This is a genomic window from Gallalistipes aquisgranensis, assembly GCF_014982715.1.
GTDB classification, from domain to species: Bacteria; Bacteroidota; Bacteroidia; order Bacteroidales; family Rikenellaceae; genus Gallalistipes; species Gallalistipes aquisgranensis.
Genome location: NZ_JADCJY010000001.1, coordinates 968196 through 980612, shown reverse-complemented (window position 1 = coordinate 980612; position 12417 = coordinate 968196). Strand labels below are relative to the sequence as shown.

Annotated in this window: 12 protein-coding genes and 1 tRNA gene; 6 read left to right on the top strand and 7 right to left on the bottom strand. The window is 53.2% G+C overall.

Annotated features, from left to right (window positions below):
- Positions 1 to 11 precede the first annotated feature (11 nt).
- Positions 12 to 1025, bottom strand: a complete 1014-nt coding sequence (locus tag INF32_RS03685; protein ID WP_226387060.1) for an acyl-CoA reductase — start codon at positions 1023 to 1025, stop codon at positions 12 to 14.
- Between the two features lie 112 nt (positions 1026 to 1137).
- Between INF32_RS03685 and kdsB the strand changes: the two genes are divergently transcribed.
- Positions 1138 to 1884 (top strand): 3-deoxy-manno-octulosonate cytidylyltransferase, encoded by a 747-nt coding sequence (kdsB, locus tag INF32_RS03680; protein ID WP_226387059.1) that lies wholly within the window; start codon positions 1138 to 1140, stop codon positions 1882 to 1884.
- A gap of 183 nt (positions 1885 to 2067) precedes the next feature.
- Positions 2068 to 3903: a transcription termination factor Rho gene (gene rho, locus INF32_RS03675; RefSeq protein WP_226387058.1), complete on the top strand. Its 1836-nt coding sequence runs from the start codon at positions 2068 to 2070 to the stop codon at positions 3901 to 3903.
- Positions 3904 to 4055: 152 nt separating this feature from the next.
- Here the strand turns inward: rho and INF32_RS03670 are convergent, their stop codons facing one another.
- Complete coding sequence (locus INF32_RS03670) at positions 4056 to 5249, bottom strand: glycosyltransferase family 87 protein (protein ID WP_226387057.1); 1194 nt, start codon at positions 5247 to 5249, stop codon at positions 4056 to 4058.
- A 134-nt stretch (positions 5250 to 5383) separates the two neighbouring features.
- On the opposite strand from INF32_RS03670, the gene INF32_RS03665 reads away from it, so the two are divergent.
- From INF32_RS03665 to INF32_RS03650, 4 genes are all read left to right on the top strand, one after another.
- Positions 5384 to 6157, top strand: a complete 774-nt coding sequence (locus INF32_RS03665) for a S1/P1 nuclease (RefSeq protein WP_226387056.1) — start codon at positions 5384 to 5386, stop codon at positions 6155 to 6157.
- Positions 6158 to 6250: 93 nt separating this feature from the next.
- Positions 6251 to 6323, top strand: a tRNA-Gly gene (locus INF32_RS03660).
- Between the two features lie 420 nt (positions 6324 to 6743).
- Positions 6744 to 6977 (top strand): hypothetical protein, encoded by a 234-nt coding sequence (locus INF32_RS03655; RefSeq protein ID WP_226387055.1) that lies wholly within the window; start codon positions 6744 to 6746, stop codon positions 6975 to 6977.
- A 166-nt stretch (positions 6978 to 7143) separates the two neighbouring features.
- The gene (locus INF32_RS03650) at positions 7144 to 7332 is read left to right on the top strand and encodes a hypothetical protein (RefSeq protein ID WP_226387054.1); all 189 of its coding nucleotides are present in this window, start codon (positions 7144 to 7146) and stop codon (positions 7330 to 7332) included.
- Between the two features lie 83 nt (positions 7333 to 7415).
- Here INF32_RS03650 and INF32_RS03645 read toward each other — a convergent pair whose 3' ends face one another.
- From INF32_RS03645 to INF32_RS03620, 5 genes are all read right to left on the bottom strand, one after another.
- A complete protein-coding gene (locus tag INF32_RS03645; RefSeq protein WP_226387053.1) occupies positions 7416 to 8291 on the bottom strand; it encodes a pirin family protein in 876 nt (291 codons plus the stop codon).
- Positions 8292 to 8469: 178 nt separating this feature from the next.
- Entirely contained in the window at positions 8470 to 8817 is a 348-nt protein-coding gene (locus INF32_RS03640; protein ID WP_226387052.1) for a MarR family transcriptional regulator, read from the bottom strand.
- Complete coding sequence (locus tag INF32_RS03635) at positions 8801 to 8947, bottom strand: 4Fe-4S binding protein (protein ID WP_226388094.1); 147 nt, start codon at positions 8945 to 8947, stop codon at positions 8801 to 8803. Before INF32_RS03635 ends, INF32_RS03640 begins: the two co-directional genes overlap by 17 nt.
- A gap of 64 nt (positions 8948 to 9011) precedes the next feature.
- On the bottom strand, positions 9012 to 9446 hold the full coding sequence (gene trxA, locus INF32_RS03630; protein WP_226387051.1) for a thioredoxin: 435 nt from the start codon (positions 9444 to 9446) through the stop codon (positions 9012 to 9014).
- A gap of 203 nt (positions 9447 to 9649) precedes the next feature.
- The gene (locus INF32_RS03620; RefSeq protein ID WP_226387050.1) at positions 9650 to 12112 is read right to left on the bottom strand and encodes an FAD-dependent oxidoreductase; all 2463 of its coding nucleotides are present in this window, start codon (positions 12110 to 12112) and stop codon (positions 9650 to 9652) included.
- Positions 12113 to 12417 lie beyond the last annotated feature (305 nt).

Below are 12417 nucleotides of genomic sequence, written 5' to 3'. Positions count from 1 at the left end.
CAGGCATGCGGCTATATTTCCGACAAAAACACCGGAACGTCCGCTCCATCAGGATAATCCGTCAGAGAAGGACGCTGAGCCCGGCCGAAAGGCACTGCACGGGAATGGACGGACAAGGCACTCACCACGCACTGTATCCTCTCTTCCCGTGAAGAGAGCCACTCGGCGATCTGTTCCACCCGTTCGTAACGGGAAACAGTAATTTCGCTTACGGACGAAGGCCACTGGTCGCACTCCCGCATCAGGAAAAAACCGCCGTCGAGAAAGGGTTCGCCCTGCATGGCAAGCAGAGCCCTCCGCTGCAAATAGTTGTTTCGGTAGCGGGGATTCGGAACCGGGAATTCAGACAGCCGTCCGAGCAATGCGGCAAGATCATACTCCCCGGGTACCAACAGCCGGCTGACATTGCGGCACCCGAGACCCGAGTAAGGGAAAATGTCTTCGGCCAGCAAGTCGAGCGTCGCATCGTTTTCCTCTCCGGAAAGTACGGCCACGGATGCACGGCTGCCCCGGAACAAAGCCGGAATCCCTTTGTAGCGGCTCCGGAAATACCGGTTCGTGTTGTCGCTGCCGGTGGCGATCACGGCATCAAGCGGCTCCGTCCCCATATAAGGATACACGGGAATGCCCGGTTCGAACTGCCGTAACTGCGCGACGACGTACTCCATCAGTACCCGGTCTTTGGACGAGGATTTCAGCAGGCAGCGATGTCCGCTCAAAAGCACGCACAACAGATCGAAGAACCCGACCAATGGAATATTTCCTGCTGCGATCAACCCTACATTCCGCGGACGGGTCACAGGCAGCAGGGGATAAGAGCTTATCCATTGGCGAAGGTTTTCCTCGCCAAGCATTTCGCTGCGGATCGCCTCCACGGCCCGGAACACGTCGGACGGAGTGAACCACGCGTTCTCCCGGCAGGCTTCGGCCACCACCCAGCCGCTCACGGCATCCTGTCCGAACGAAGCGAGTTGCACACCCAGCCGCACGAACGTCTCTATTCTTTTTTCCCTGCTGTCGATCATGGCCACAAAATTACGAAAATCTTTGTCGTTCCGGAAAAAATAACGATATTTGCCGCATACCATTTTACGCGGACAATCGTCCGACAATTACCCGAGATTAAAATTTTCCGTCATGCAATTCCTCGCTATCATACCTGCGCGTTACGCGTCGAGCCGTTTCCCCGGCAAACCGCTTGCAGAAATCGACGGCCGGCCGATGATAAGGCGCGTCTACGAACGGGTGAACCGCCTGTTCTCCCATTGCTATGTAGCCACCGACGACCTACGGATCGAAGAGGTCGTAAAAAATTTCGGAGGCAGGGTCGTCATGACCTCCGAGAAACACCGGAGCGGTACGGACCGATGCGGTGAAGCACTCGAAAAAATCGAGACGGAGACAGGTATCCGGTTCGATGTGGTCGTCAACATACAGGGAGACGAACCTTTCGTCTCGGAAGAACACCTGACTAGGATAAAAGAACCGTTCGCCCTTCCCGGCACGCAAATCGCCACCCTCGTCAAGGCATTTTCCCCGTCGGAAGACATTTTCAATCCGAACAGCCCCAAAACGGTAGTGTCCGCCACCGGGTTCGCGCTCTATTTCAGCCGGTCGGCCATTCCTCACCTGCGGGGAGAGGAGCAATCGCAGTGGCAGACACGATTCAAATATTACAAACATATCGGCATGTATGCCTACCGGACGGATATTCTTCGTGAAATCGTCCGTCTCCCTGCCGGAGTGCTGGAACAGGCGGAGTCGCTGGAGCAGCTCCGTTGGCTGGAAAACGGCTATACGATCCGAGTGGCGGAAACCATGACCGAAACGGTAGCCATCGATACGCCCGAAGACCTTCAGAGAGTACTCGACCTGTTAAAATAACCGACAATACGTTCGGGATGCGGCAGCCGGCAAGGAAACCTCATAAAAACAGGGAGGACCGGTCGTTTTATCGGTATAAAACGGAAGGATTAAGAAATTTTCCATTATCTTTGTCACCATCGAAAGAGATTGCCATCCGGCAATGCTCGAATCCTGAAAACAGAATAAAACCAACTTAATCGTATGCAAGATAAAGAGGCATTAGAAAGTAAAAGTCTCGTTCAACTACGTGAAATAGGCCGCAGTCTCGGCATTAAGGCCCAGATGCGGAAAAGCGATCTGATCGCCCGGATACTGGAGCTTTCGGCAGCGGCTCCGAAAGAGTCGCAAGAAAACGATTCGACCGTATCGAACAGGAACGATGTCCGTGAACAGGCTGTATCAGAAGCCGCTCCGGAGCCCAAACGCCGGGGACGGCGCCCTAAAATCAATTTTGTAAGGGTAGGGGGCGAACCCCATACGACTCAGGATGCCGACATGCAAAATGCTCCTGTTTCTTCCGAGCCGACCATTCCCGTACCTGACGCATCGGAGAAAGCAGAAGAACGTCCGATAGCCGAACCGACCGACAATCTCCGGAAAACGGAGAAGCGGCGTCCCAACCAGACGGCGCAGGAAAAACGATTCAACCGCAGGAAAAACAGGGATAACGCAACCGGATCGGGACCTGCGACTTCCGATCAGGCGGAAACCCGCCCGGCCGAGGGAGAAAGCAACCTGTTTTCCAATATCAACTTGCCGGCTGAAGAGGTTCAACAGACCGATACGATCCCTGAAATGCAGGGACAGCCGGCCGAACCCTCTCGCCCTGCCGTTCAGAACCCGGCCAATCAGGATCGGGGGAAAAAGAAGAATCAGCAGAACAGACAACAGGAAACCCAGCGGGAGCCCAAAGAAGAATATCTGGGCGTCGTAGAGGGAGAAGGCGTGCTGGAAGTAATGCCCGACGGTTACGGGTTTCTTCGCTCGGCCGATTACAACTATCTGAATTCCCCCGACGACATCTATGTCTCTCCGGCCCAGATAAAATCGTTCGGACTCAAGCCCGGCGACACGGTACACGGAACGATCCGCCCTCCGAAAGAGGGTGAAAAATATTTTCCGCTGGTCTCGGTGGATAGAATCAACGGGCTTAATCCGGAAGGGGTACGGGACCGCGTACAGTTCGAATTCATGACCCCGCTTTTCCCCTCCGAAAAGTTCAATCTGACCGGCAACGGACACAACAACCTCTCCACGCGGGTGGTGGACCTGTTCTCCCCGATCGGCAAGGGCCAGCGAGGGCTGATCGTGGCCCAACCCAAAACGGGTAAGACCATGTTGCTGCAGGCGGTAGCCAATGCGATCGCGGACAACCATCCGGAAGTCTATCTGATCGTACTGCTGATCGACGAACGTCCCGAGGAGGTGACGGAAATGGCCCGCAATGTCAAGGCAGAAGTAATCGCATCCACGTTCGACGAACAGGCCGCCCGGCATGTCAAAGTGGCGGAAATGGTACTCGACAAGGCCAAGCGAATGGTGGAGTGCGGACACGACGTCGTGATTCTGCTCGACTCCATCACCCGTCTGGCCAGGGCCTACAACACGGTACAGCCGGCATCGGGCAAAGTGCTCTCCGGCGGCGTCGACGCCAATGCCCTGCACAAACCCAAGCGTTTCTTCGGAGCGGCCCGAGACACCGAAGAGAGGGGCTCGCTGACGATCATCGCCACCGCACTGATCGACACCGGATCGAAAATGGACGAGGTTATTTTCGAAGAGTTCAAGGGAACCGGCAACATGGAACTCCAGCTCGACCGTAAACTGGCCAATAAACGTATCTATCCGGCGGTGGACATCATCGCATCGGGAACCCGCCGCGAAGACCTGCTGCTGAGCAAAGAGGTGCTCCAGAAAATTTGGATTCTACGCCGTCACTTCTCGGACATGACCTCCGTCGAAGCTATGGAAGAGTTGAAGAAACATCTGGAAGGGACCCGAAGCAACGAGGAATTGCTGATTACGATGAACCGGTAACCGACCGATTGCGAAAAAGAACGGCAACGGAAAAACCGTTGCCGTTCTTTTTTTACACAGTTCCAAACCGAATCATTCACATCGTCTCGTTCTATTTATAATCGCAGATGAGGAAACGGATAAAATATCCCCTCCCGATAATTCTCTGAAAATTAGTGTTCATCAGAATTTGAGGCACAACCGCCCGACGGCAATTCCGCCACCGAGGAATCTCTGAGAAAAGTGACATAGCACATTCTGCCCCAGGTTACGATGAAAAGCCACAAATTGAGCTGAAGTGTTTCAGTCAAAAAAAGCATCACCCGGGGCGGGCATATCAGATCGACAGGTACGATGACCAACACAATGAAATTCGCCCAGAAAAGCACCTTGTCGATCGTCTGAGGACGACGGCTCCAATACCAGAGCAGATATCCCAACAATGCGATCACGTATGTATGCTTTTCGGCCGAATTGCTGAACAGAATCACCCAACCCATCAGTACGGCCAACGACTGAACGCGGAAAACGAACTGTCCCCACCGGCGGAAATTGGCGATCAACAGCCCGGCTAATGCGGTTATCGCTCCTATCTGAATCCACATACCATAGGAGGGCATCCCGTGAAAGAACGGACGGAGAAAAAAGATCGTCTGCCACGTACGGGTGTCCTTATGCTGGGTCAAACCGTCCACCCAGCTCTGATAATACGGCAACAGTTCCGAATAGTGCAGATTCAGCAGCGGAAGCAGGAAAAAGAGCAGAGATACGACCAAAACATAGCCCATATTCCGCCAGAAACGGGGATAGCAGAGTAACAAACCGAGCTCGAAAATACCGTAAACTTTCGTAAATCCGGATACGAGAATCAGAACGACTGCCCAGAACGCCCGCCCCCGTTCCAGCAGGGAAAAGGCAAAAACGAACAGGTAGGCGACCGCCACATTATACTGAAACGAATAGAGCGTCGTAGCCAGTATCAGAAAAGTATAAAGGAACATCCTGCACTTCTGGTCCAACGTATATTTATCCGGCAGTGTAAACACGGCCGCAAAATAAAGGGAATAGTTGAACAAATTCCATACGAAGGGCCCCAGCCAGTCGGGCAGGAAGGCGAACGGAGCGAACAGCACAGAGAACAGAGGCCCGTACAGAAAATAATCGTGGTGCGCAGCCGCCCACTCCGCCCCGTAGGGATTTATATGGCGCCAGAAGTCGATTGTGGAATCATGGAAAATCAGAAAATTGAAATGTCTTCCCCGCGACACGTCCAGAAAAGTGAGTGCGAATACACATAAAAACCCCAGAAGATACAGGTTTTGGGGAGTGAGGAAAAATTTCTTGATGCGCAAAGCAAAAGGTGTCATCGTTCGAATTACGATTTAGTTATACGGTGGACAAAAATAGATATAATAAATAAAATTACGGAGGATTTATCCATGCAGATGTTTGATATTTTTCGGCAATTTCGGTTTATTTGCAATACATAAACACATACAACATGAAACGTATCACCGTTCTCTTCCTTTTGATTTCCACCGCAGGAATTCATTTCGCCTACGGATGGGGCGACAAAGGACATTCGATCATTGCCGCCATCGCCGACCGCCATCTGACTCCCAAAGCCCGCAAGAGCTTGCAATCCGTGTTGACTCATCCGCTGGTGTACTACGCATCGTGGATGGACAATATCCGGAAAAATCCGCTCTATTCCGAAACAGCCTCCTGGCACTATGCCAATGTGGACGAAGGCGAGAGTTACGAAACTATGCCCAAGAATCCGGACGGAGATGTCTATACGCAAACGGTCATGATTATAGAGCGTTTGAAAGAACGGAATCTGGACGACAGTCTCCGAACGCTTTATACGAAATTTCTGATCCACATGGTGGGAGACATGCACTGCCCGATGCACACGGGACGGCTGACCGATCTGGGCGGCAACCGATTTTCCGTGAAATGGTTCGGCAGTCCGACCAATCTACATACCGTCTGGGATGAGAAACTGCTCGAATCCGCCCACCGGTGGAGCTATACGGAATGGAGCGAAAACATAGATGTCGCGGATGAAAAGGAGCGGGTAGCCATCGTTGCAGGTATCCCACAGGCATGGATGAACCAATGCGTGGATATTTGCAAAAAGATTTATCTGAACGCAGAGGAAAACAGCGATTACTCCTACGAATACATCCATGAAAATATCGAAATCGTCGAGACTCAGCTGTTACGGGCCGGATACCGTCTGGCGGCCTTGCTGAATGAGATTTACCAATAATTTTTCACCTTTCTGAAATTTTTTCTCGGAAATTCGACGGAATAATGCCGAAGATTTATATCTTTGTACGCGCATTCGGAAACAGATGCCTATGCGGAAGTAGCTCAGTTGGTAGAGCATCAGCTTCCCAAGCTGAGGGTCGCGGGTTCGAGTCCCGTTTTCCGCTCAAAACCTCGAACTGAGGATAATATCTTAGACAAAAGCCCTTAAAATCAAGTTTTAAGGGCTTTTTTAGCTTCTTACCCAAACCAAGTCGACACCTTATTCCGCCACACCGGTCGGCGGTCAGACCCAAAGTTTCGACAAGCGGTTCAATGCATTTATCCCTTCGGTTGCCTTCTCGTCATCGAAGATGACCAAACAATTGTTGGTCCAGTATATGACAGGCGTTCAACTTCCGTCCATCGAACAACTGCGTCCCGGTTCAACGACACCAATCCTTATAGCAGGGAGCATCGGCCAGCACAGAACTTATCAATATCTTCAAACGTTTTTATCTCAACGCCGCGTACAGCCTTTCGTATTACAAACGCTTCGGCGGTAACTCCTACAACCTGGACAATCAGACACTAAACGTTGCCGTGGGTTGCAAGATACTGAAGCGTCGGGGGGACTCAGTTTCACGGCCTACGACATCCTCAACCGCAACTCTGGCCACAAGACAGCCATGTACTCGGACTATATCCAAAACACGTGGACGCGCTCTTTCGGCAGGTATTTCACCTTCAATATCACCTACAAGTTCAACAAATCAAAATCGGGCGTCACCAACAGCAGCGTCAAGGACGGAAGCGTGAAGGAGGAACGGTTTTATCATTGAAACGTGTAAATAACGTCGAGGTATTTACCTCATTCACTCGCTAATTATCTCTTGTTCAAAAGGAGTGACCGAATAGACTAACTTAGAAATGAAATTAGCAAATGAAATTATGCAAATCGACCGATACCTTGACAGGAAAAGAAGTGCTTCCTTGCATTATCGGCATATGGACCAACTATTAATGATGGCGCATAATACTTTCGTCGGGGCTGTGGCCTTTACCTCCGAGTTGTCCATTTTTATTAACTTCCGCGCCGCGACCTACCAATGGATGCTGTACGCCTTGCACGAATATTATAAGGATGGCAAACCGAAGGAACCCTCCGTGATCCTCATCTACAACTACGATCCGTGACGTCCGGGCATGATCCTAAGCTGACCGGACACAGAAAGTTCCGGACCACATGGCCCGGAACTTTCCCCTTATCCACATATGCTTCAATCTTCGAGGTGTCCGAACCTCCCTCTGTTGAAGTCGTCGAATGCCTGTATCAACTCCTCGCGGGTGTTCATCACGAAGGGGCCGTGAACCGCGATGGGTTCTCGGATCGGCTCCCCGCTCAGCACGAGTACGACGGCATCCTCACCGGCCTCCACTTCGAACGCTTCGCCATCGTTGTCCATCAGCACGAAATGGTCCGTAGGCGCTTCTTCGCCGTTCACGCGCACCGAACCCTCGATGACCAGCAGCCCCGTGTTGTACTCCGCCGGAAACGAAAGGCCGACCTTCCCGCCCCGTTTGAGCCGGAGGTTATAGAGGTGGATCGGCGTGAAGGTCGAAGCCGGTCCGCAGACGCCGTCGTATTCTCCGGCGATCACTTCGACCGTTCCCTTTCCGTCCGCAAGCTGCACCTTGCCCATCATGGCGTTGGTGATCGCCTGGTATTTGGGCTGCGACATCTTGTCGGCAGCGGGCAGATTGACCCATAGCTGCACCATCTGGAACTCGCCGCCCTGACGGCTCCACTCCTTTTCGTGGTACTCCTTGTGCAGCACGCCTCCGGCGGCTGTCATCCATTGTACGTCGCCTTCGCCGATGATACCTCCGCCGCCGTGACTGTCGTGGTGCTCCACGCGCCCCTTGTAGGCGATGGTCACGGTCTCGAAACCCCGGTGCGGATGTACGCCGACGCCCAGCGGGCGTTCGGAGGGTTCGAAAGTATATTTGGAGTTGTAATCCAACAAAATAAATGGCGTCATGCGCTCCATCTCCAGATGGTAGCCGCCGGGAATGAAGTTATGTACCCGGAATCCGTCGCCGACCCAATGTGTTTCGGGCGGCGCCATAACCAGTTCTACCGTTCTCTTTTTCATCGTATCGCGTTTTATTATATAACGTATCTTCCCCAGTTATAGTACATTTATCGTGCCTCTTGGGACAAGCCGTCGCAGCCCTGCCTTCGACATCGACCGCTCAAACGACACGACTCACTCCCAGCACAGTATCGTTCGCTTCTTCTTAGTTCGTTCTATCATTTCGCGAAATCTACTTTTACAGAAGTCCGTCCAACAGCGGCGGTATTTCCATCTCGTCGCATTTCAAAGACAAGATCAGTTCCTTGCCTCGTTCCGTCAGTGAGAAATACATCTGCCGCCTGTCCTTGTCGCCTAAAATTCGCTCGATAAATCCTTTGACCTCTACAGAACGGATCACTTTCGAAGCATTCGACGGACTCAATCCGAGCAGTTCGCCGAGTTCTCCTGCCGACAGGCTATCCACTTTAAGCAGAGAACACAGTACCATGCCTTCGTTCAGGCAGATTCCGTATTTGCGTTCGAAATCCTGCTCGAAACGGTTGACCGCCCGCTGGATGTCCCGAATCTTACACAGTTTTTCCATGATCTTCGTCTTTTTTATAAACCGCCCGCATACCGCATATCCTCACACATTTGCCACACTCTACACATAGATCGGGATCGATCTGCGGAAGTCCGTACCCCTCCTGCGAGATCGCCCCGACGGGGCACATCGGCAGCATCGGACAAGGATGGTTCTGCGGGCACCGGGCCTTATCTATGGCAAAAGCCATCGCACTACTTCTTATGGAGCAATATTTCGTCGATCGCCTGCCGGAAATCGGCCTTACTCATCGCGCCGCGTGCCATCTGGGGCAGCCCGTCCATCGGGACAAACAGCAGCGAGGGAATCGAACGGATGCCGAACGCAACGGACAACTCCGGTTCCTTCTCGGTGTTCACCTTGTAGATCGCTACGCTGTCGCCGTACTCGGCAGCCAGTTCTTCGAGGATCGGAGCCACCATTTTGCAGGGGCCGCACCACGAAGCGTAAAAGTCAATCAGCGCCGGTTTATCGCCGAGGTATTTCCACTCGGTCGGGTTAGTTTCGTAATCAGCGACTTTCTTCAGAAAATCCGCCTTAGTCAGTTCGATCGTTGTCATATTCTTTTCGTTTTTATCGTTATGATTCGTTTGTGCGTTGCTACAGGCCGTAATTTCTTCAGAGTGCATCTTTCTCACTTCTCTTTTTGGAACATACTGAACAATAAGCCTCCCATCACGGCACCCCAGAGTACGCTCAGCACGGGCGACGATATGATCGGGCACGTACCTCCGTCACAACCCGCATAAACTATGGTAGAGCCAACCTCCCAACATGCCGCCCAGGACTCCCAGTCCGGTCAGCCAAAATCGCTTCAATTTCCCGACCATATCTATACAAAGAGGTTTACGTTCGCCTCTTCGGCTCGCTCCATATAGGTCGCAACACCGCCTACGGTCACATTGTCAAGCAGCTCTTCGCGCTGCACGCCCATCACGTCCATCGACATCTGGCAGGCGATAAACTCCACACCGTTGTCGACAGCCTGCTGGCGCAACGATTCGAGCGAGTCGATGCCCTTGTGTTTCATGATATGGCGCATCATGCGGTCTCCTACGCCCAGCATACTCATCTTCGAAAGGTGCAGGCGGAGCGACGACGAAGGTAGCATCAGGGAGAACATCCGCCCGAAAAAGTCCTTCTTCACCTTCGGCTTCACCGTCTTCTTAATGACGTTCAGGCCCCAAAACGTAAAGAATATCGACACCTTCTGACCCGTAGCTGCCGCTCCGTTAGCCAGTACGAATGTCGCCAGCGCCTTATCCAGGTCGTCGCTGAACATGATGAGCGTCTTGGCCTTTCCGCCGCCCGGAGCCGCCTTTTCGCACGCCTTGGGCGAACCTTTCTCTATGACCACCGTATATTTACCTTTCGATTCCGAATTGGAGATCAGCCGGTTTCCGGTCGTGTTGCACCAAGCCTGCGCGTCGCGCGAGAAACCCGCGTCAGTGGCCACCATCTCGATACGTTCTCCCTCCGAAATCGAGTCGATCGCCTGTTTGATCTTCATCACCGGCCCGGGACACTGCAATCCGCAGGCGTCGATCTTCACCGTCTTGACCTGTCCGCCCGCACACTTCGTATTCACGCGCTGTGTGTCCACGTCTGCTGTGCAGCAGGAACTGGCGGAAGCCATTGCACTTACGATCGGAGCGGTCGCCGTGGCATAGGTCTTGTAACCGCCTGACAGATTCGTAACGCGCGTGAACCCGCACCCCATCAGAATCTTGAGCGCCAGATAGCCCCTCAATCCGATTGCGCAGTAAAGATGGATGTCCTTGTCGCGCGGCAGTTCGTCGATTCTCCCGCGCAGCTCGTCGAGCGGAATGTTCATCGCATCGGGAATCGACCCGAAGGCGAACTCTTCGCGTGTGCGAACATCCAGAAACAAGGCCTCGCTACGATCCATTCCTGCAACCTGCCGCCATGTCGTCACCGGCATCGCTCCGCTTATGACGTTGCCAGCCACATAGCCTGCAATAGCGATCGGGTCCTTGGCCGAGGAAAAGGGCGGGGCATAGGTGTGTTCCACCTGCTGAAGATCGTACACCGTCCCGCCGCGCTTAATGAGCAGTGCGATCTGGTCGATACGCTTGTCCACCCCGTCATAGCCTACACACTGTGCGCCGTAGAGCTTGCCGCTCACCGGGTCGAACGTGAGTTTTATCGTGAGTGGCAGCGCGTCGGGATAGTAGCTTGCGTGCGAAGCCGAGTGGGTCGTGGAACTGGCATAGGAAATGCCGAACTGCTTGAGGCGTTTGGCTGCCAACCCGGTCGAGGCCACTGTCATATCGAATACCTTGGCGATCGAGGTTCCGATCGCCCCCTCGTACCGGATCGTGTTACCGAACACCATGTTGTCGGCCACGATACGACCCTGACGATTAGCCGGATTGGCCAGGTAATTGAGCCATGGCTTGCCCGTCAGCGGATGCGGAAATTCGATGGCGTCGCCCACGGCATAGACATCGGACGCCGAGGTCTGTAAATAATCGTCCACCCAGATGCCGCCCGTCTCGCCGATTCTGAGCCCGGCCGCTTTAGCCAGCGCAGTTTCGGGACGCACACCGATCGACAGGATAACGATATCGGTCACGACACTTTCTCCGCTTTTGAAGAATACCTCTATTTTGCCGCCCTGCTTTTCGAACCGCTCGACACTCTGCTCCAGATAGAGACGCACACCCTTCTGCAACAGATGTTGGTGTACGTGCGAAGCGATCGAAAAATCCACCGGAGCCATCACCTGGTTGCCCATCTCCACCACGGAGACCTGTGCACCCGCGTGATGCAGGTTTTCGGCCATCTCCAATCCGATAAATCCGGCACCAACAACCACAGCACTCTCTATGCGGCGCGAGGTCACGTAATTCTTTATGCGATCGGTGTCATCCACATTACGCAGCGTGAAGATACCTTCCATCTCGATACCTCTCAGCGACGGACGCACGGGCGACGCTCCCGGCGAAAGCAGCAGTTTGTCGTAGCGTTCGGTGTAAGTCGATCCGTCCGCGCAGCGTACCTCGACGCTTTTGGCGGCGATGTCTATGCCGATGACTTCGTTCTCCACCCGCACGTCGACATTGAACCGTCCGCCGAACGAAGCGGGGGTTTGCACGAAAAGCTTTTCCCGTTCGGCGATCGTACCGCCTATATAGTACGGCAGCCCGCAGTTGGCGTACGAGATATATTTTCCCTTTTCGAACAGGACAATCTCAGCCCCTTCGTCTGCCCGGCGAATCCGGGCCGCAGCCGTTGCGCCGCCTGCGACGCCTCCGATGATAACGTGTTTCATACGATCTTTCCGGTTTACAATGTTTGAATCACTGCAAAGATACAATTATTTTCCATTGAAACAAATTTCCAAAGGAAAATAATTAACTAAAAAAATAGCGGAGAACGGATTGTGTGTCGAATACCGCTCGATGTCTTGCGAAAAAGGGGGCAGGTGTGAATCCAACGGTGTTCGTCCCCGTACTTTTCCGCGCGAAAATAAGCCCGACCGTTGCTGTCGGTCACAGCTTTGAGCAGAGCCAAAGTCTGCCTCAGCCCGCCGAGCCTTCCCGTTTGGTCCCCTGATAAAAACGTTCAAAGAGAAAC